The 20871-nt window shown below is 62.0% G+C and carries 19 protein-coding genes; 8 read left to right on the forward strand and 11 right to left on the reverse strand.

The window, feature by feature from the left end:
- Positions 1-79: 79 nt before the first annotated feature.
- The 5 genes from J7392_RS10920 to J7392_RS10940 form a co-directional block, all read right to left on the reverse strand.
- On the reverse strand, positions 80-1690 hold the full coding sequence (locus J7392_RS10920) for a BCCT family transporter (RefSeq protein ID WP_209217566.1): 1611 nt from the start codon (positions 1688-1690) through the stop codon (positions 80-82).
- 48 nt (positions 1691-1738) lie between these two features.
- Complete coding sequence (locus J7392_RS10925) at positions 1739-2866, reverse strand: mechanosensitive ion channel family protein (RefSeq protein WP_209217567.1); 1128 nt, start codon at positions 2864-2866, stop codon at positions 1739-1741.
- A gap of 3 nt (positions 2867-2869) precedes the next feature.
- Positions 2870-4471 carry a sodium:solute symporter gene (locus J7392_RS10930; protein WP_209217568.1) on the reverse strand — a complete coding sequence of 534 codons (1602 nt, stop codon included), beginning with the start codon at positions 4469-4471 and terminating at the stop codon, positions 2870-2872.
- 60 nt (positions 4472-4531) lie between these two features.
- Entirely contained in the window at positions 4532-5299 is a 768-nt protein-coding gene (locus tag J7392_RS10935) for a PRC-barrel domain-containing protein (RefSeq protein WP_209217569.1), read from the reverse strand.
- A gap of 92 nt (positions 5300-5391) precedes the next feature.
- On the reverse strand, positions 5392-6408 hold the full coding sequence (locus J7392_RS10940) for a sodium:calcium antiporter (RefSeq protein WP_209217570.1): 1017 nt from the start codon (positions 6406-6408) through the stop codon (positions 5392-5394).
- A 129-nt stretch (positions 6409-6537) separates the two neighbouring features.
- On the opposite strand from J7392_RS10940, the gene J7392_RS10945 reads away from it, so the two are divergent.
- From J7392_RS10945 to J7392_RS10980, 8 genes are read left to right on the forward strand one after another with little or no spacing between them, the layout of a single operon-like run.
- On the forward strand, positions 6538-7227 hold the full coding sequence (locus J7392_RS10945; RefSeq protein WP_067262702.1) for a gluconate 2-dehydrogenase subunit 3 family protein: 690 nt from the start codon (positions 6538-6540) through the stop codon (positions 7225-7227).
- Positions 7227-9011 (forward strand): GMC family oxidoreductase, encoded by a 1785-nt coding sequence (locus tag J7392_RS10950; protein ID WP_209217571.1) that lies wholly within the window; start codon positions 7227-7229, stop codon positions 9009-9011. Before J7392_RS10945 ends, J7392_RS10950 begins: the two co-directional genes overlap by 1 nt.
- A gap of 22 nt (positions 9012-9033) precedes the next feature.
- Positions 9034-9852: a c-type cytochrome gene (locus J7392_RS10955; protein WP_209217572.1), complete on the forward strand. Its 819-nt coding sequence runs from the start codon at positions 9034-9036 to the stop codon at positions 9850-9852.
- 8 nt (positions 9853-9860) lie between these two features.
- A complete protein-coding gene (locus J7392_RS10960; protein ID WP_209217573.1) occupies positions 9861-10361 on the forward strand; it encodes a c-type cytochrome in 501 nt (166 codons plus the stop codon).
- Positions 10358-11299, forward strand: coding sequence for a cytochrome c oxidase subunit II (coxB, locus tag J7392_RS10965; protein ID WP_209217574.1), 942 nt, complete (start codon positions 10358-10360; stop codon positions 11297-11299). Before J7392_RS10960 ends, coxB begins: the two co-directional genes overlap by 4 nt.
- On the forward strand, positions 11296-13833 hold the full coding sequence (gene ctaD / locus J7392_RS10970) for a cytochrome c oxidase subunit I (protein WP_209217575.1): 2538 nt from the start codon (positions 11296-11298) through the stop codon (positions 13831-13833). Before coxB ends, ctaD begins: the two co-directional genes overlap by 4 nt.
- Positions 13830-14159 (forward strand): hypothetical protein, encoded by a 330-nt coding sequence (locus tag J7392_RS10975; protein ID WP_067267230.1) that lies wholly within the window; start codon positions 13830-13832, stop codon positions 14157-14159. The genes ctaD and J7392_RS10975 overlap by 4 nt, the downstream gene beginning before the upstream one ends.
- An 18-nt stretch (positions 14160-14177) precedes the next feature.
- Positions 14178-14894, forward strand: coding sequence for a cytochrome c oxidase assembly protein (locus tag J7392_RS10980; protein ID WP_209217576.1), 717 nt, complete (start codon positions 14178-14180; stop codon positions 14892-14894).
- Between the two features lie 5 nt (positions 14895-14899).
- On the opposite strand, the gene J7392_RS10985 is transcribed toward J7392_RS10980, so the two are convergent.
- From J7392_RS10985 to J7392_RS11010, 6 genes are all read right to left on the reverse strand, one after another.
- Positions 14900-15541: a TrkA family potassium uptake protein gene (locus tag J7392_RS10985; RefSeq protein WP_209217577.1), complete on the reverse strand. Its 642-nt coding sequence runs from the start codon at positions 15539-15541 to the stop codon at positions 14900-14902.
- 10 nt (positions 15542-15551) lie between these two features.
- A complete protein-coding gene (locus J7392_RS10990; RefSeq protein ID WP_209217578.1) occupies positions 15552-17021 on the reverse strand; it encodes a TrkH family potassium uptake protein in 1470 nt (489 codons plus the stop codon).
- 36 nt (positions 17022-17057) lie between these two features.
- Positions 17058-17753, reverse strand: coding sequence for a c-type cytochrome (locus J7392_RS10995; RefSeq protein WP_209217579.1), 696 nt, complete (start codon positions 17751-17753; stop codon positions 17058-17060).
- Between the two features lie 3 nt (positions 17754-17756).
- The gene (locus tag J7392_RS11000; protein WP_209217580.1) at positions 17757-18191 is read right to left on the reverse strand and encodes a cytochrome c; all 435 of its coding nucleotides are present in this window, start codon (positions 18189-18191) and stop codon (positions 17757-17759) included.
- Positions 18192-18194: 3 nt separating this feature from the next.
- On the reverse strand, positions 18195-19799 hold the full coding sequence (locus J7392_RS11005) for a flavin monoamine oxidase family protein (protein WP_247744537.1): 1605 nt from the start codon (positions 19797-19799) through the stop codon (positions 18195-18197).
- Between the two features lie 88 nt (positions 19800-19887).
- Positions 19888-20856 (reverse strand): Gfo/Idh/MocA family oxidoreductase, encoded by a 969-nt coding sequence (locus J7392_RS11010; protein ID WP_209217581.1) that lies wholly within the window; start codon positions 20854-20856, stop codon positions 19888-19890.
- Between the last annotated feature and the right edge of the window lie 15 nt (positions 20857-20871).

Raw genomic sequence — 20871 nt, forward strand, 5'->3', positions numbered from 1 at the left:
GTGGCGGGTGAAAGACCTCCCCCACCGCCCCCTCCTGCGACCGCTGCAAACCGGCGGTCAGTCGGGGCTACAAACCGCCTCAGAAATCCCTTAGTTTTGGCCGCCCGTTGACCGAAACATTGTCGATATCCTCAAGCTTAAAGCCACGCACCAAGGACGGTATCATCATGCAGACCAGCACGAAGATCGGCAGCCCCACCACGGTGATCACCTGCTGCAAAGCGGTGAGCCCAGTGTCGCCCGTCAGCAAGATCAGCATCGCCGCCACCAACCCTTCGGCTAGGCCCCAGAAAACCCGCTGGCGCACGGGGCCGGGTTTGGCATGGCCGGTGCAGAGCATATCGACAACCAGTGAAGCGGAGTCCGACGAGGTGGCAAAGAAGATCGCCACGATGATGATCGCCACGCCTTGGACGAAGAGCGTGAAAGGGAAATGCTCAAGAAAGACGAAAAGCGCGAGGGGGATGCTCTCTGCCACCGCCCGGCTGATCTCGCCCGCCTGCTCGCCCATCGCTTCCCGCGCCGCCGTGCCGATGCCGTCAAAGCCGATGGCCTGCCAGCCGAAGATCGAGAACCAGATCAGCGTGAAGGCCGTCGGCGCAAGCAGAACGCCGAAGACGAATTCGCGAATGGTCCTGCCGCGCGAAATCCGCGCCACGAACAGCCCGATGAAGGGCGACCAGGTCACGGTCCACGCCCAGTAAAAGACGGTCCAATCCCCCTGCCAGCCCCAATCCCCGTTCGACGGGTTCCGATTGGCCAGCATATCGTTCCAAAAGGCCAGCCGCGGCAGGTTTTGCAGATAAAGCCCCGCGGTTTCGACAATGCCGCGCAAAAGAAACAGGGTCGATCCGGTCACCAGCACGAAGATCATCAGCAGAACTGCCATGCCGATGTTGATATTCGACAAAAGCTTCACCCCGCTGTCGAGCCCCGCCACGATCGAGCCGACAGCGACCATGGTCAGCACGGCGAGGATCATGATCTTCAGAAAGGTCGAAGCATCCCAGCCAAAAAGCTCGGACAGCCCCGCCGCGATCTGTGAAGAGCCGAGACCGAGGGACACCGCCACACCGAAGATCGTGCCCAAGATAGCCACGATATCAATGGCTTTGCCCACCGGCCCGTGAATACCCTCACGCAGCAGGGGATAGAAAACCGAGCTGACGCGCACCGGCAGATCATAGCGGTTGATGAAATAGGCGAAGGCCAGACCGGGCAGCGTGAAAATCGCCCAAGTGTGCAGCCCAAGGTGATAGATCGCGATTGAAATCGCGTCTTTCGCCGCCTGTTCCGAATAGGGCTCCACCCCCGGCAGGGGCGGTTTTTGAAAATGGCTGATCGGCTCTGCCACGCCCCAGAACATGAGAACGGTGCCGATGCCCCCGGCGAAAAGCATGGTGAACCACGACAGGTTCGAATACTCCGGCTCAGAGCCTTTCGGCCCCAATCGGATATGGCCGTGGCGCGACGCGGCGGCCCAGATCAGAAAACCCAGCCAGACATTCACGCCAAGAATGAAGAACCAGCCAAGATTGGTCACGACCCAAGCCCGACCCACGGCAAAGATGTCTCCGATGGGTTCGGGCACCGCGATCAAGAGCAGAACGAAAAGCGCGGCGAGCCCGGCTGAAATGAAAAAGATGACCGGGTCCGTTTTCAGACCAAGACGCCGTGCGAGATTTTCCACCTATTTTTTCCTTTATTGTTCGTTTCCTTGGTCGGCCCTGTGCCCCCTTTAGGGCGTGACCGGAGCCTCGCCTTTCGATGACATGTCCGGCTCATCACGGCTGCGGATCTCCATATTCCCGCGCAGACGCGGCAGGGCTTGGGGATGCTCTTTTTGCAGCCAGTCGATCATCTTCTCGCGGATTTCACAGCGCAGATCCCATGCCTGTGGTGAGGTCCGGGCGCTGACAAGGCCACGCACGGCGATACTGTCTTTCTCGGTCTCGGAAACCTGAAGGTTGACCACCTGCCCGTCCCATAGGGGGGAGGCTTTGGCCAGCTCCTCAAGCTTCGCGCGCATTTCGCCGATCGGCACCGTGTAATCGAGATACCAAAACACCGTCCCGATGATCGACGCGCTTTCGCGGGTCCAATTCTGAAAGGGCTTTTCGATGAAATAAGACAGCGGCACCACCATGCGCCGCCAATCCCACAGACGCACGACGACATAGGTCGCGAAAATCTCTTCGACCCAGCCCCATTCGTCTTCGACGATCACCACATCTTCGAGCCTAATCGGCTGGGTGATGGCGATCTGAAGCCCCGCAATCAGATTGGTCAGCACCGGGCGGGCCGCCAGCCCGACGACCAGCCCCGCCGCCCCGGCCGAGGCGAAAAGCCCCGCCCCGTATTTCTGCACGCTCTCAAAGGTCAGCAAAACGCCAGCGGCGGTGAAAATCCCCAAGATGATGGTCACGGTCCGGCGCAGCACCCGCGCTTGGGTCACGAACTTGCGGGCCGAAAGATTGTCTTCGACATCCAGCCGATGCCGCCGCACGGCGCGTTCGGCGAAATGATTGGTCAGCAGGATCAGCGTCCAGCCGACGAGGATGATCAGCAAGACCAGAAACAGATGCGCCGCCCCATCCTGCCAGCCGTAGAGACGCACATTGGGCAGAACCCAAGCAAGCGCTGCGACCACGGCGGCAAGGCGCAGCGGCCTACGCGCCCGGCGCAGCAAGGACCGCCCGGTGATGTTCTTTTCCGAGATTACGCGGTCGAGGATACGGTATCCGATCCAATGCACCGCCAGCCCCGCCGCACAGGCCAGAAGCACGGCAAGCAAGGGGCTGACGAAATCGGGCGCGGCCTCAAGCTGCGTTGAAACACCTGTCGCTATGCGGTCCAGCGTCTCCATCGCTTAGGCCCACCAAACCACCATCGCCAGCGTGGCCACGACAAGCAGCCCGGCCCAGAGGGTCCGATCCTGCCACAGCGGTTTCTCCCATTGGGTAAAAATCTCCTTGGCCTCTTCCCCCTGCCAGACAAGGTCTTCGATATTCTCTTTTTCCTTCGGCGAGGTGGCGTAGGAAATACCGAAATGCAGGATGATCCCGATGGTCATCATGATCGACGACATCACCGTATAGTGGATTTCCGGCAGCCCCATATAGGCCCAGTAATTCGTCACCTCTTTCAGTACGAAAAGCGGAATGCCGATGATGAGGCCAAACATGATCGTCCAGAACGCGCCGTTGCCGTTCAACCGTTTGAACATCAGGCCAAGGATATAGACCACCACGATGGTCGGCACGATATAGGACAGCGAGGATTGGAAATAGCTGAACAGGCTTTCAAATCCCGCAATCATCGGGGCATAGATCGCACCAAAGACCATGACGCCCGCGGTGACCAGTTTGCCCATCCAGACCTGACGCTCTTCGCTCACCTTGAACATCGGCTCGGCAAAGTCCTTTACCACCAAGGTTGAGGCAGAGTTCAAGGCGGAGTCGAGCGAGGACATGATCGCCGCAATCAGCGCCGCCATGATCAGCCCGCGCACGCCAATCGGCATCAGCTCAAACGCCAGTGTGGGGAAAGCAAGGTCAGGCGTTTCAAGATCGGGGTAAAGCTTGAGCGCGATCACCCCCGGCAGCACCATCAAAAAGATGTTCGGCAGTTTCAGGAAACCGGCGAAGATGGCCCCGATCTGCCCTTCTTTCAGGTCCTTCGCGCCCAGCGTCCGCTGCACGACGAACTGGTTGATCGTCCAATAGTAAAAACCCAGCAGGATAACGCCCAAAAGCCCCGTCCACGGCAGGAAATCATCGTCCGCGGGCAGGATCATATGGGTCATATCTTCGGGCGTGCCGGTGAACAGTTCCTCCCAGCCGCCGATCTCATCAAGGCCGATCCAGAACAGGGCGGCGGCCCCGATGATCAGCAAAATCGCCTGCACCGTATCGGTCACGACCACCGCCGATAGACCGCCCAGAATGGTATAGATGCCCGCGACCAAGGCCAGCACGGCGACGGCAGCCCAAAGATTGAGGTAGCCGGTGACATTCGAGATCACCAACCCACCCGCATAAAGCGCGCCTGCCGTGTCGATGAACATGATGGCGAGGATGGTGAAAAGCGAAAAGGCCCGGCGCGAGCGAACGTCATAGCGCTCTTCCAGAAATCCCGGCACGGTCGAGATCTTGGCCCGCAGGTAAGACGGCAGAATGAAGATCGCGAATAGGATCAAGACCAGCGCCGCAGTCCATTCGTAATTGAAGATCACGACGCCATTCGCATAGGCCCCGCCCATCAACCCCACAAAGCTGGAGCCGGACATGTTGGAGGCGAAAAGCGAGAAGCCGATCAGATACCAAGGCAGGGAACGCCCGGCGAGAAAGTAATCTTCGGACCCGCCGGATTGTTTGCGCGAGATGTAAATGCCATGGGCGACGACACCGATAAAATAAGCCACCACAATCGCATAGTCGATCAGGTGTAGATCAAATTTCGCGCTCTCCATCATGCTCTCCTAAAATATGCCTTGCGCTTGGTTCCGAAATTGAAACGCGCCCCCGGGGGCTCAGCCGTCCTCTTCCCAAGGCTCCATTTTTTGCAATTCTTTCTCGGTCGCCGAGACATAGGCCCGCAGATCGTCTCCGCCCAAACGGCGCAATTCGATCATATCCAGCGGCACGGCGACCTGCGTTTCGCCCAAGCCGAGGAAGCCGCCGATGTCGAGGATCACCATCTTGATCTGGCCATCTTCGCTAAAGGTGACCTGCGAAATCTCACCGATCCAATTGTCGTTTTGACCAAAGGTCGCCAGCCCGAGGAATTCTTCGGAATCCAGATCGCTCAATTTAACGATCTCGATCTTCTCACCGCCCTCACGCATATCGGCAGCGCGCAGGCGCACGTCGTCTTCGTTGTATTCAGGGGCGGCTTTCAGCTCTTCTTTCTGGCCGGTATAGAGCAGAAAGAATTCGTTCTCTTCATCCGCATCCGGCAGGAACCGCAGATCATCAAGCGACAACACCCGTGTCGCCCCCTTGCCCAGAAATCCTCCCGCATCGACGATGATCCCACGCAGGGTGCCATCACGGCTGATCACCACTTCGGACACCTGCCCCGCCATGGTCCATTCTTCCAAAGGCTCTTTTAATTCTTCGAGGTCGATATCGGCCAGCGGCGCATCCTTGGCGGGCAGAAACAGCTTGTGGCCATTCAGGCTCGACAGGGCGATCATCGTGTCTTGGGGAATGAATTGCGGTGTCTCAGGCTCGGATCGCAGTGCCGTGGCGGCGAGGCTGCCAATCAGCGTAATTGCTAAAAGCGGCGCATTTCTCATGACTATCTCCTGCTGAAAATTCGGGCGGGCAAGGCCGGTAGCATCATGGGGATAACGGTAACTTGATGAGATAGTTCCCTTGTTACGTGAATTTAGAGAACCTGCACCGCCAGCGCGCCTGCGTAGATCACCAACAAGCCGATGCTCTCCCAACCGATCCCCTTGCGCTGGCGAAAGATCAGGCCGAGGATCAGAACCGCCGTCATCATCATCGCCACAGTGAGCCAAAACAGGTCATCCGCCGTGATCGCGTGATAGAGCGAGCCGTCCCGATACCCGATGTCCGACAGGGTCAGGAACAGCGTGTCGAAAGTATTGCCACCGATGATCCCGCCCACGGCCAATTGCAGCGCCCCGCGCCGCACCGCGACGAGGGTGGTCACAAGCTCGGGCAGAGAGGTGAGCACCGCCGTCATCGTGGCCCCCACCACGGTATCCGACAGGTCGAACCGGTCCGAGATCTCCGCCGCGATCCGCGCCACGGCGAAGCCGGAAAGACCCATCAGCACCAGCAAGATCAGAAAGGGCACAACCAATGCGCCCACGGGTTTCTCGGCCTCTTCGTTGTCCTCCGGCTCATCCGCGCGGGTGTCCGAGGTGGATACCGGATGCCACATCGGCTCTTCCCGCAGCCGGGCGGTGGCGCGCATGCCATAGGCGTAGAGCGCGAACAGCGCGACACTGGCAGGATGGATGCCCCAGAACGCCACCTCCGGCGCGGTGAAGGCCATCAGCGGCACCGTCAGCAGAAGCAGCAGCAGCCCCGCTTGAAAGACATTGGCCAGATCAGCCGCCGCATGTTCGAGGTTGGCCCGCCGGTAAATCATATCCGCCAAGGCCAGAAAGGCCGTCTGCGCCGCGATGCCCCCGATACCGTTCGAAAAGGCCAATGAGGCCCGCCCGTCCAGCGCCGAGGTCAATGAGACGACCGTGCCAGACATGGAAGTGGCCGCGCCGAGCAGGGCCGCGCCAACCAGCGCCTCCCCCCAGCCGGTCCGGTCCGCGATCTGGTCGCTGAGCCCCGTCATACGGTAGCCAGTCACGAGAATGATAAGCCCGGCGAGACCGCCAAGAGCGAAGAGGATCGGGGTGGAAAGGCTTGCAAACATGCCCGGTCAACGCGCGAGGGGGCGATCCGTTCGCGCGAATTAGTGAAAAAGTTCACGAAGTTCCGGAACCCCACGGGAAGTTTACCGTTGTTGTGATGCAGACCTATTTTTCAAGCGGAGCCGCAATTTATGGCAAAGCTCTTTTCACGGCGAGCTATTTTAGCCCAGATCGCACTTGGTACAGGTGCCGCGACAGTCGGATTGCCGGTGCAACACGCCTTTGCCGCCCGCGATGATCGGCCTTGGGCGTTTTTCACGAATGACGAAGCGCGGTGGATGGCCGCCGTGGTCGATGTTTTCATTCCCCAAGATGAGTTTCCCTCGGCCTCGCAAGCCGGTGTTGTCGACTTTATCGATTACCAGATGGCCACGGCCTATGGCGCGGGGAAAGGGCTCTACCTTGAGCCGCCTTTTCCCGATGGGGCCGTGGCGGAACAGGGATATCAGCTTGAATTCACACCGGCCCAACTCCTCCGCCAAGGAATAGAACAGGCGCGCCAATTGGGGGATTTTGCCACGATGGATGCCACTGCCCGCGCCGATCATGTCGAAGAACTATCGAACCGGGACGATTTTATCGGCACTCTGATCGCCGAATTGTGGAAGCTGACGCGGCAGGGGTATTTCGCCGATCCGATCTATCTGGGCAATCACGATTACGCTGGCTGGCGCATGGTCGGGTTCCCGGGGGCGCATGCCTATTACACTGAGCGGGTGGATGAGCACGAACGCTCGGTCACGCCGCCGCCGCGCGGCATTGCCCATGATCGTGGCGGCTCGCCCTACCCGCCCCGCGCGATTGGCGGAGGGTCTGACTGATGGCACCCAGAACGCTTCCCAAAACCGATGTCTTGATCATTGGCGGCGGCTGGACCGGCCTGACCGCCGCCTACGAATTGGCCCATGCCGGGCAGCGCTGCGTCGTGCTGGAGCGGGGCAAACAACGCCATACCGCCACATCCTTCGGCGCGCCCGAGGAACACGACGAACTTAAATACGCCCACCGCTACGAACATATGGTCGACGTCAAGAAAGAGACGCTGACCTTCCGCCACAACCGCGACCAACAAGCGCTGCCAATGCGGCGGCTGGGGTCTTTCCTGCCCGGATCTGGCTTGGGCGGTGCAGGCATCCATTGGAACGGCCAGCTTTGGCGGCCCCTGCCCTCTGACCTTGAAATGCGCAGCCATTACGAAGAGCGCTACGGCAAGGATTTCATCGGCCCCGACCTTAGCATTCAGGACTGGGGCGTCACCTATGATGAGCTTGAACCGCATCTCGACTTCTTCGAACGGATTTGCGGAGCCGCCGGGCAGGCTGGCAATCTAAACGGCGACGCACTTGCCGGGGGGAACGTCTTTGAGGGGCCGCGCAGCGCGGATTACCCCAACCCGCCGATGCGCCAGCCCATCTCCAACACGCTCTTTGGCAAGGCGGCCGAGCGGATGGGGTTGAACCCCTTCCCCATGCCCTCGGCCAATGTGACCAAAGCCTATGTGAACCCCTATGGCGCGCAGCTGCACCCCTGCACCTATTGCGGCTTTTGCGAGCGTTTCGGCTGCGGCTACTATGCCAAGGCCGACCCGATCATCTGCGTCTATGACCGGATCAAGGACCACGAGAATTTCGAGATCCGTCTGAATGCGCAGGTGCTGCGCATCGAGAAAAGCGAAGACGGCAAGACCGCGACCGGCGCGATCTATCTTGATGAGAACGGCGAAGAGGTTTTCCAGCCCGCCGACACGATCTGCATGAATGCCTATGCGCTGTGGAACGTGCATCTGATGCTCGTCTCCGGCCTTGGCAAACCCTATGACCCCGAGACCCGCACCGGCGTCGTTGGGCGCAACTACAGCTATCAAACCGTGGCTGGGGTCGATGCCTTCTTCGACGACAGCGTGAAAACCGACCCCTATATGGGCGCGGGCGCGCTCGGCGTGGTGATCGACGATTACAACGGCGACAATTTCGACCATAGCGATCTGGGGTTCGTCGGCGGCGGCTATATCGCCTGCAAGCAGTACCACGGCCGGCCTATCGGCTATCAGCCGGTGCCCGAAGGCACACCGAAATGGGGCGCGGAGTGGAAACGCGCGGTGCGCGAGAACTACAATCATCACGCCGATCTGGTGGTGCATGGCTCCTCGGTCTCGACGCCCGAGAATTACCTCGACCTCGATCCCACCTGGACCGATGCCTATGGCCGCCCGCTGCTGCGCATGACCTTCGATTTCCCCGAGAATGACCGCAAGATGTCAGACTATGTGATGCAGCGCGCGATGGAGGTCGCCCGCGAGATGGACAATGTGACTTCCGTCAGCGGCAGCAACAACGCGGCGATCGACAGCCACTATGACATCGTGCCCTATCAGACCACCCATAACGTCGGCGGCGCGGTGATCGGCACCGACCCCGAGACCAGCGTGGTCAACCGTTATGGCCAGATGTGGGACCATCACAACGTCTTTGTTTTCGGTGCCTGCCTGTTCCCGCAGAACCTTGGCTACAACCCCACCGGGCCGCTGATGGGCCTCGCCTATTGGACGCTTGAACACATGAAACGCGACTACCTGCCGAACCCCGGCCCCTTGATGGATGCCTAAGACAGATCGAAAGGACCGCCCCATGACATTCCGTACCGTTCTGACGACCTGTAGCGCGATCGCCGTTCTCGGCATTTCCGCCGGTTTCATCCGCGCCCAGAATTACGAGGCCGCGCCAGGCATCTCGGCAATGGAGCAGCGTTTGCAAGACGACGTTCTGCGCTTCAACGCGACGGTGAACACCGAGGTCGACGACGATGTGCTGGAACTTGGTCGGCTGGTCGCCATGGGCGGGTCCGAGGCGGGCGACAGCGGCATGGCCTGCATCACCTGCCACGGCGGCGATGGCGCGGGCGACGGCTCAGGCGCCTTCCCACGGCTGGCCGGTCAGGCCGGGTGGTACACCTATAAGCAGCTCAAGGACTATGCCTCGGGCGACCGGCAGAACCGCGTCATGTCGGGCATCGCCAAGAAGCTGACCGAAGAAGAAATGGAGGCGGTCGCGGCCTATTACGCCACGATCTCGGCCCCCTACACCCCGCCCTTGGGCGATGTGGACGGCATGACATTGCAATGGGGCGGCCAGCTTGGCGCGGTCGGCTCAGCCGAACGTGGCGTCCCCGCTTGTGTGAATTGTCACGGACCAAGCGGCCTCGGCAACCCGCCTTCGGTGCCCTACCTTGCCGGGCAATATGCCAGCTACATGGCGCATCAATTGCAGATGTGGAAAGAGGGCAAGCGCGACAATGACGTGGACAACGTCATGTCCGCCATTGCCAAAAAGATGACCCAGAAAGACATCGACGCCGTCAGCGCCTATTACAACCGTGTCCGCCCGACGCAGCCGCTGCCGCCTGAAACCTCACCGCTGTTGGAGCCTTCCACGGCGCCGACGCAGTGAGCTGAGGCATGCGCGTCTTCACCGTCATATCGGTTCTGCTGCTGACCGGCCTCGCGATGGTCTGGTCGGCCCTGCCGCCGCAAAGCAGCCTTGCCGCCGCTGTGTCAGGCCCGATCCGAGAAGCCTCGCGGCAGGTGTCGGACTGGGCCCGGATCAACATTCGCCAAGGACTGGTGGAAAAGACCCCGGATTACGAAGCCGCCTCGCGCCGGTTTCTGGATGCCGACCCGCAGCGCGGGGTTGCCCTGATCCGGCTTCATGGCTGCGGCGCTTGCCACCGCGTGCCGGGGCTGCGCGATGCCCAAGGCACCGTTGGCCCTGATCTGCATGACTTCGCCCGACAATCCTATGTCGCGGGTGTTTTGCCGAACCGCCCCGGCGATCTGACCCGTTGGTTAATGAACCCACCCGCCCATAGCCCTGAGACCGCCATGCCGAACCTTGGCCTGAAACGTGACGAAGCGCGCGACATTGCCGCCTATCTTCTGGGATCGGAGGTGCGCGAATGAGCGAGACCGCACAGTCCACGCTTGGCGAATACGGCGTGCAATCCGCCCTCGCGCCTGAGGGGGTCGGCGCCACGGCGATCAACGGGCTGACCATCGGCATGACGGTCGCTTTCGGCGTGGTCTTCGTGCTGCTGCTGCTCTTCGTCTGGGGCGTCCTCGCCGGTAAGCTCGCGCCGCGCAAATGGTGGATCTGGGCGGGCGGCATCGCCCTGCCGCTCGTCTCGGTGATGATCCTGATGGGCTTTTCCACCGTCATCCTGCAACGCATCACCTTGGAAGACCCCAAGGCGCTGGTCATCGAAGTGACCGGCAAACAATTCTGGTGGGACGTGGTCTATGACCCCGAAGGCTGGGCCATGCGCGGCGCCAATGAGATCGTCATCCCCAAAGGCCGCCCGGTAACCTTTCGCTTGAAATCCAGCGACGTGATCCATTCCTTCTGGGTGCCGAAACTCACCGGCAAGATGGATATGATCCCGGACCGGGTGAACAGCCTGCCGGTCATGGCGAGCGAAACAGGGCGTTTCCGCGGGCAATGCGCTGAGTTTTGCGGGCTGTCGCACCCCAAAATGGCCTTTGAGGTGGTCGTGATGGAGCCCGAAGACTTCGACGCTTGGATGCAGCGCAGCAGTGGCGAGGCACGAGACGCGGCCACCACGGAACTGACCCGCGGGCGCGATGTCTTTGTCGAGGCGGGATGCCCCGCCTGCCATACCATCCGCGGCGTAGCCGAGACCGGAACGCTAGGGCCTGACCTCAGCCGCGTGGGCGCGCGCGGCAGTCTTGGCGCGGGGATGTACCGCATGAACCAAGGCACGCTCGCGGGTTGGATCGCAGACCCGACCGCGATGAAACCGGGGGCCAAGATGCCTTCTTACAACCATCTGCCGGGGCCCGACCTGCGCGCGCTCTCGGCCTATCTGGCGAGCCTTAAATGACGGACCGTAAAGCATATGTCGTGGATCTGCCCGAGGATCAGACCTATTCCGGCAGCGCCAAGGGCGCGCCTGACAAGGGGTTCGAGCAAATTTGGGATTACCCGCCGGGCATCCGCTATCTGTCTTCGGTCAGCCACCGGGTGGTGGGCAAACGCTTCCTCGTCACCGGCTTCGTCTTTTTCCTGATCGCCGGTTTCCTCGCCCTGCTGGTGCGCACCCAGCTTATCGTACCGGACAATACCTTCCTTGTTTCCGAGACCTATAATCAGGTCTTCACGATGCATGGCACGATCATGATGTTCCTCTTCGCGATCCCCATGCTTGAGGGGTTCGCGGTGCATCTCATCCCGCTCATGGTGGGCGCGCGCGACCTTGTGTTTCCGCGGCTCGGCGCCTTTGGCTATTACTGCTACCTGTTTGGCGGCATCATCGTGCTGTCTTCCTTCGTCTTTGACGCCGCCCCCGCGGGGGGCTGGTTCATGTATGTACCGCTCTCGACCAGCGCCTATACGCAGGACCTCTCGGCGGATTTCTGGCTCATCGGCATCACCTTCGCCGAGATCGCCAGCGTGACCGCGGCGGTAGAGATCATCGCCGCGATCCTCTGCACCCGCGCGCCGGGGATGAGCCTCACCAAGATGCCGATCCTGATGTGGTATCTGCTGATCACCGCCTTCATGATCGCCGTGGGCTTCCCGCCGCTGATCATCGGCTCGATCCTTCTGGAGGCCGAGCGCCTTTTGGGCCTGCCCTTCTTCGACATCGCGCTTGGCGGCGATCCCCTGCTCTGGCAGCACCTGTTCTGGCTTTTCGGTCACCCGGAGGTCTACATCATCTTCCTGCCCGCCGCGGGCATGGTGGCGACGATGCTACCGACCTTCGTGGGCAAACCGCTCTTCGGCTACGGGTTTGCCGTGGCGGCGGTGGTGACGATGGGTTTCCTCAGCTTCGGCCTCTGGGCGCACCACATGTTCGCCACGGGCCTGCCGGTGATGTCGCTGACGCTGTTCTCCGCCGCCTCGACGATGGTGGCGATCCCGACGGGGGTGCAAATCTTCTGTTTCCTCGCCACGCTGGCACAGGGAAAGCCGCGGATGGAGGTGCCGATGCTCTTCATCCTCGGCTTCCTGTTCATCTTCGTGCTGGGGGGCCTCACCGGTGTGATGGTGGCCGCGGTGCCTTTCAACCTTCAGGCCCATGACAGCTACTTCGTGGTGGCGCATCTGCACTATGTACTCATCGGCGGCTTCGTCTTCCCGATGTTCGGCGCGCTTTATTACTGGATGCCGCATTTCACCGGGCGGATGATGTCGGACACGCTGGGCCGCTGGGTCTTTTGGCTGATGTTCATCGGCTTCAACGTGACCTTCTTCATGATGCATCTTACCGGCATGCGCGGCATGCCGCGGCGGATCGCCAGCTACCCCGAGGGGCTGGGCTGGGACCGGCTCAACATGCTGTCGTCGATCGGCTCTTACATCCTCGCCGCGGGCGTGGTGCTTTTTGTCTTCGACTTCTTTTGGCACCAGCGTCACGGGCTGCGCGCGCGGCGCAACCCCTGGGGCGCGGGCACGCTCGAATGGCTCTATCCGCCGATCCCGCCGGGGTTCAACTTTCAAGCCATTCCCACCGTCCGCTCGCGTGAGCCGCTTTGGGATCAGCCCGAGTTGCTGGACCGCCCGGCCCATAAGGTCGAAGGCGCGCTGCGCCCCACCACCGACCACCGGCGCGAGACTATGGGCAATGACCCAGTGACCGGCGCGCCGATGCAGATCGTGCGCCTGCCCCATCCGACATGGGTGCCGCTGATTACGGCCTTCGGTCTGGCGCTTGGCTTTGGCGCGACGCTGGCTTCGGCCTATTGGCTGGTGGCGGTCGGTTTCGCCATCGCGCTGGCGGGGATCACCGCGTGGATTTGGGAGCCGTCGGACAGCGGCGTGCTGCGCGACAGCGGCTTGGGCAAACTGCGCCTGCCGGTCAATATCGTCGACCCGCGCAGCCACCTGCATTTGGCGGTGGTGGGCACGATGCTGATCTCCGCCGCGCTCTTTGCCTCACTGCTTTTTGCCGGGCTTTACCTGTGGAACACCCAGCCCCATTGGGCCGAGACGACACCCGCCGCTGATCCGCTCATGGCGGGTCTGGCGGCCCTCGCCGCTCTGGGCCTGCTGCTGTTCAGTTGGGCCAGCCGCCGGGCGGCCTATGGGGCCAAGGTCAAATCGGTCATCGCCGTCGATCTGGGACTGGCCGTGGGGGCCACCGCCTTGGGCGCGCTGTTGTTCCTGTCGATCCAAGAGGTCGATCCCTATGGGTCGGCCTATGCCGCCGTGGGCTGGGCGCTCTTCGCCTTCGTGGCGGGATACCTTGCCGTGGTGCTCTACTGGTCGCTGATCAATGCGCTGCGCAAAGCCGTGGGCGCGGTTCAGCCGGGGCAGATGCTGCCCAACCTGCTCATCGCCACATTCGCCAAGGTGGTGGCCGTCATGGGCGGGGTCACGGCGGCGGCCTATCTGCTGGCAGGAGGCGCGATATGAGAGGTCTGACCAAAGGCATCGCCAAACCGGCCCTGCTCTGGGCGCTGCATTTCACGCTGATTTACGCGCTGATCTCAGCCGCCTGCGCGCCGCGCGCGCTGCTGGGGCAGGACCATCTGCTGATTACCGCCGTCGTGCTGACGCTCGCCATGGCGATGGTGCAAATCTTTTGGATGTGGCGGGGCGCACATAGCGGTCGGCGGTCGGACCTGAACCGGGATGAGACCGCCCTTCTGCGCGCGGGATGGTGGACCGGGCTGATCTCGCTCATCGCCACGCTGGCCAATCTAACCCCGGTACTGATCCTGCCCGGCTGCCACGGATAGAGAGAGAGGAGACCCCTCATGCAACAGGACGCCTATACCCCATTCTGCGGCACACCGCCCCTCCCCGGAGAGCTTTTGACCCGCTGGACCCTCGACCCCTTTCTGCTGGTCGGGCTGGTGGCATTTGCGGCCCTGCTCTGGACGCGGGCCGAGCGGCGGGGCCAAGCGCTGAGCGGTGCTGCGCTGGTGGCGTTCTTGTTCATCTCCCCGCTCTGCGCGGCATCGATGGCGCTATTCTCGGCCCGGGTGGGGCAGCATATTCTGCTCACGCTGATTGCCGCACCGATGATCGCGGCGGCGCTGCCGAAGGTACGGCTGCCGCTCTGGCCCCTCGCCTTGGTCTTTGCCCTTCTGTTTTGGGGGTGGCACAGCCCGACGCCCTATGCGGCGACCCTGCAGTCCGACCTTGTCTATTGGGTGATGCATCTGTCGCTGACGGGCTGCGCGATTGCGCTCTTCATGGGGTTTCGCGGGGCCGGGGCGCAGGCGGCGGTGCCTGCGGTCTTTACCGCGGCACAGTTGACCGCCTTCGCGGTGACCCTCACCCTCGCCCCCACGGTGTGGCATGGCTGGCACGAGCTGACCGCCCTGCCCTATGGGCTTTCCGCCTTGGCCGACCAGCAACTGGCGGGCGCGTTGATGTGGGTCGCGGGCGGCGGGCTGTTCATGGTGTTGGTGGCGCTACAGGTGCGGCAACTGTTGCGGCATGACTCGCTGGCCCAAAGCGCGGGCTGAGCGGGTCAGCCTGCCGCGAAAGCTTTGGTCAGGTTTTCCTGCCTGTCGCGCGGCAGCACCACGATCAGAACGTCGCCCTCTTGCAGGGTGACATCCCGGCCCGGCAACTGCTCTTCCCCGTCACGGATCAGCGCGACAAGGCGGCCTTGCCCCGGCAGGTCCAACCGCTCCCCGGCCAAACGCTCGGGCACGGTGACGCGGGTCAGCAGCAGATCGTCCTGTAGCAGCGGCTCTTTCATCGCGTCGTCATCGCCGGTCAGCATATCCACGATGTTCTCGGCGACCTTGGCATGGGGGTTGATCACATCGTCCAAACCCAATTCGCAACAGACCCGCAGCAGCGCATTCGAGGTGATCTGCGGGATTACCCGGCCATAGCCGATAGAGCGGCCAATGAGCGCCGCCAGAATGTTTATCTCGGAGGCATTGGTTACGGCGATGCACACATCGTCTTCGTCGCGAAAGGCTTCGCGCAGCACATCGGGGTTGCTGCCGTCACCCTCTATCATGCCGCAGTCGATCCGCTCTGCCGCCTGCTCCAACAACTCGCGCGACTTGTCGATCAACACGACCTCGCGGTCGGTCTCGATCAATTCCTCCGCAATGGCGAGGCCAAAGCTCGACGCGCCGATGATGACGATACGCATGGGTAATCTCCTAACTTGGGCGGGTCCAACTGCGTGGCAGCAAAAGCGCCAGCACCGCGATGAATTCCAACCGGCCCAGCCACATGGCAAAGGCGACCGAGAGTTTCAGATCGCCGGGCATGTCCGCCCCGACCGCCCCGGTTGAGAGGCCCACGGTCGAAAGCGCTGAAATCGTGTCGAACAGAGCGGGCAACGGGGGGTAGCCATGGGCCACGAAGTGAAACCACAAGAGCCCCGCGAAGCTAAAATAGATGAGCACCAGCGCCAAAAGCGACACGACCGCTTCGGTCGAGACGGGCCGACCACTGTGGCGCAGGGGGGCGATGGCATGTTCAGTGAGCCGCACATGCTGCACCGCATGGACCACGGCGCCGATACAGACATGCAGACGGCTGAGCTTGAGCCCTCCCGCCGTCGATCCGGCATCGCCGCCCCAAAGCATCGCCAGCAACAGGATAAGCAAGGCCGGGCCCGCATCATAGACCGGGCCCGTAGAAAACCCCGCCGTCGTCAGCCCCGAAATGAGGTTCAGCCCATGGGCGTAGAGGGTAAGTTCGCGATCTTGGGAGGTGGTCAGCACCGCGGCGAGGTAAATGACCAAGGCCAGTGCAATCGCCACCAGCACGCGCTGGACCGAGCCGAGCTTCCAAGCCTCACGGTGCCGCCCCTGGCCGACAAAGACAAAGACCAGCAGCGATATCGCGCCCAACACGCAGGACAAGATAACCATGCCCTGCCCGAGCGGCGAATAGCTGGCCAGACTGTCGGGGCGGGGCGAAAACCCAGCGGTCGAAATCGCGGCGAGGGTTAGCACCAAGGCCTCACGCCAATCGGGGATCACCAGCATGGTCAGCAGCACCATGACCAAGGTCAGCGCGCTATAGACAGTCAGAAGCTGCCGCGCCTGCTCTCGGGTCGATGAAATGCGATCCCCCTGCTGGATATCGACCCGCCCCAGCCGCCGCGCAGGTCGCCCCCGCGGCAGCAGTAGGGCCAGTACCGCCGTGGCGATCACCAGACCCCCGCACCACTGCATCCAACCGCGCAAGACATGGCCCGCGAAGGGCCAGCTTTCCGCCTCTTGCGCGACGGTAAGGCCGGTGGTGGTGATGCCACTCACCGCTTCGAAAAACGCATCTATGGGGGGCATGCCAAGGGCAACGAAAGCGGGTGTGGTCAACAGCGCGGCGATGAGAAAGACCAAAGCCACGGTCATCATCGCCTCCATCCCGCGCAGATCATCGGGCAGCGGGCGGGACCGCACCCCGACATGCAAAACGCCGGACAGGGCCACCGGCGCGAGCAGGACCAGGGCCAGCAGCAAGTCCCCCTCGGCCAAGGCCCAAGCACCGGGTGGCAGGCACAGCGCGCCAAAGATCGGCGCGTGTTTACCGAGGGTCAGCGCAATCACACGCGGCCGCGCGACGGTCATCACGGTCGAGGATCCCGACCGGAAGAAAGAGGCCGGGCGAATTGCCATCAGCTTGGGGCCATCTGTATCCGCGGTGGTGTAGCTTTATTCCGCATCAGGCGGCGTCTGTTGGTAGTATAGGGCAACCGCACGAATTTCCGCATCGCTAAGCGATTTGGCGATGTCTTCCATGACGTTAAGCGGCCCATTCGCCCGGTCGCCGTTCTGCCAAGCCACCAGTTGATCGGCGATATACTGCGCCGATTGCCCCGCCAAACGCGGGATCGCCGCGCCGCTTGTGTCGCTGCCACCGTGGCATTGGTTGCAGGCTGGCACGCTGTCACTGCCCGAGGCCGCAAGCGCGCCGCCCTGTTGCACCACATCCGTCGGGGCACCGTGATCGAACTTGGACAGTTTCGGCGCGACGGAGGCGTAGTAATCCGCCACGGCCAAACGCTCTTCTTCAGTCAACTGCGTGGCGATGGGCACCATGATCGGGGAAAACCGTTCACCCGCCATGAAGGCCTGAAGCTGCGCTTCGATATAATCGGCGGGCAACCCGGCCAGACCGGGCATCTCGCCCAAGCCTGCGCCTGCGTCATCCAGCCCGTGGCAGGCCATGCATTTCATGCCGACACCGCCCTGCTGCGCGCCGCCCGAGGCGACGGTGCGGCCCAAAGCGGTATCCGGGGCACGTTCCACGCCGCCATCATCGGCGTCGTCAAAGAGCGGTGGCGGGGACTGCGCCGCAGCAGCACAGGCGACGAAGGTGGCAAAGGGAACAAGAATTGAAAGTCGCATGGTTTACCCCTCCTCCAGATCGGCGAACTCGGCCCGCATACGCTTGACCTCTTCGGCGGTGACATCGCCTTCGTAGTCATTGCCCAAGTTGGTTTGGATGTAGGACACGATGGCGGCGACCTGTTCATCATCCAGCCAATCGGCAAAGGCCGGCATGGCGCCATTGCCTTCGAGGATCAGGTTGACCGGATAGCGCTTGTGCCCCAGCCGTGGGTTGGCGGCCAAAGCGGGGTATTTCCCGGCGCCATATGCCCCCTCGCCCTCTGGCCCGTGACAGCCCGAACAGGCGCGGCGGTAAAGATCGGACCCCTCGCTATCGGTGAATTTCTCGGTGGTGGAGCCTAGATCACGCCGACCGGCATCGACCTGAGAATTGTCCTCCTGCGCAAGGCTCGGCGTGGCGAGCGCCATGAGCAGGGGAAAGATCAGATAACGCATGGTTCAACCCTCCTTCACCGCGCGGTCATGGACCTGTCGCACCGCATCCAGCGCGGAGAGCAGAGAGCCTTCCTGCCAGCCCGGCAGATAGCTGATATGCTCCCCCGCGCAGACGAAACGGTTGTCCATGGTCGCGGCGATCTCATAATCGCGGCCCCGGTCATCCCAATCGGAATAACAGCCCAGCATCCACGGCACCCGGTGCCAGCTCAGCACCACACCGCTGCTAAACTCATCGCGGTACTGCGGGTGGATCCGCGCGCCTTGTTCCAGCACGGTTTCAAGCCGCTCTTCGGGCGACATCGAATTGAAGGCATAGGCATGCGGCCCATAGGCATAGCAGCCCAGCAGCACGCCCGGCCCATCGGAATGCATTTCAGCCGAGGGATAACTGATCTCGGCAATGGGCAGGTCGGTCAGGGTGATGCCGCCGTAAATCTGCTCATCCCGTTCCCAAAAGCGGCGCTTCATCTCTAGCCCGGCTTTCACCGCCTCATGGTAATGCAACGCCCGCATGACGCGGCGCATGTCGGCAGAGACATCGACATCAAGCTGGCTGAGCACGGTAAAGGGGATGGTGCAGATACAGTAATCCGCCGTTTCAACCCCGCCGCTGCCTTCGCCATCGGCGCTGGAATACTCCACCTCGACCCCGCTTTCGGTCTGCCGGATCCGGTCAACCTTGGCGTTATAGGTGATCGTATCCTCCACCTCACGGGCAAAGGCATGGGCGATCTCCTCCATGCCGCCCACGGGCTGGAACATCGGCGCGTGGTGGCGGTAGGTCGTATGATTGCGCATCTTTTCCCAAAAGCGGGATTTCAGCAGGTCTTCCAAGGCAATCGGCTCAGAAGGTTCGGGCGCGGCGTTGTAAAGCCCCCCGCCCGGCGCGCCATTCTCAGGATAGCCGCGGTATTCAGCGGTATCGAGACTGGCTTCATAGCTGTAATCGTTGTTCAGGATGCCGAAGGATTTCAGGGACTCCAAAAGGATCTCAGTGTCCTCTTTGGTCAGCGCGCTATCAAGCCGCCCTTTATCGACCGATTTGGCCAGCAATTCCGTGATCTGGCCCACGTAATCCGCCCAAGCATGGCCATAGCGAATTGGTTTGCCGTCGAATGCCGTTTGCGAATGGAGATAGGCGTTTTGGTTTTCCTGAACGAATACTTCCAGCGGGACGTTCAACCGGTGGCAATAGTCCAAGAGCGCCAAATGGTGATGCGGAATGCGCCATGGGCCGATGTTGATATATTGCCCTTTTGAGAATTCGACCTTTTGCTTATAGCCACCCAATTCTTCGAATTCATCGCCGCCTTTGAGGGTCCAACAGCGGCCCCCGGCGCGCTTTTGATACTCTAGGATGCTGACCTCGTAGCCCGCGTTGCGCAGCTCCAGCGCGGCGCACATGCCCGCAAGACCCGCCCCCAGCACAACAACCTTGCGCCCCTGAGGCGCGCCGGAAAGTTCGATGGGGCCTTTGTAAGGGCTTTGCCGAGCATGCCCAAGTGAGGACATGGCGTGCAACATGGTGGAGGAACCAGCGGCCAGACCGATCATTTTCAAAAGATCGCGCCGTGATGGGGGCCGGACGTTGGAGGGGTGGGACATAAAGACCGCTCCTATTTCAGGTAAATTTTTTGACCAATTAACGAAAGAACGCCCGCCGCAGGTCATTGTTCCAAGAAGGTCGGAAAAATCACGATCCGCCGCGATTGAGGTTCATTGTGTCGAGCAGGACATTCACCTGCGCGGCGTCCTGCGGCGGCACGAGGCCGGTCGCATCCTTGCCTTCCAAGGTGTCCAAGAACGGCTCTACCCCCTCGCCCGCATCAAGTGGGGGAAGCTCTATGCTCTCGACCGGTTTCTGCTGACCTCTGAGGCCGAGGTCCAGCACGCCCGCCCGCAGACGCGCCCAACCGGCCTCGCCCACGATGTCCAACTCAAGGCGCATTTCGCTATCCGTCCAGCCCGCCTCAACCACGCCGGTGGCGGGCGGGGTCGCGAATTCGATCAGGGCCGCGCCGTGGTCATCCACCGGCCAGCCAAGCGCGTTGCCCGTGACCGCATGGCCCGAGGCGATGGGGCCGACGAGCCATTGCAAAAGGTCGATGACATGCACCGCCTCATCCACGAACCCGCCATTGCAGGCACGCGCCGGGTCGGTCATCCAGCAATCGAGGTCGAGCCAATCGGCATAGCCGCCGTCATGGGAAAAGCGTCCGCGGGCCTCTAGCACCCGGCCCAACGCGCCCCGCGCGATACTCTCGCGCAGGTGGTTAAGCGCCGCGGATCTGCGTAGGAAATACCCCGTCGCCAAGACCAAGCCCTTTTCGCAGGCCAAGTCAGCGCAGCGGCGCGCCGCTTCGGCGCTGCCCGCCATGGGCTTTTCGACAAAGACCGGCAGACCGGCGTTCAGGGCGGCGGTGATGTCCTCCTCATGAAACACCGTTTCGCTGCACACAATCGCGCCGCGCACGTCCAATCGGGCAAGATCAGACAAGGCCACCCGACTGGCCTTGAGTTGGGCACAAAGCGCCTCTTGACGCGCCTCATCCCGGTCGAAAACCTGCGAAACGCGCCAGCCGCGCTCTTCGATATGCGCCAGATGGTCGGACAGATGCACATGCGCCCCGCCGAGCAGAACCAAATTTTTGTCAGTTGCCATAGCTGTTTCCCCCCC

Origin of the sequence: Sulfitobacter sp. R18_1 (assembly GCF_017743915.1) — a bacterium.
Taxonomy (GTDB): Bacteria; Pseudomonadota; Alphaproteobacteria; order Rhodobacterales; family Rhodobacteraceae; genus Sulfitobacter; species Sulfitobacter faviae.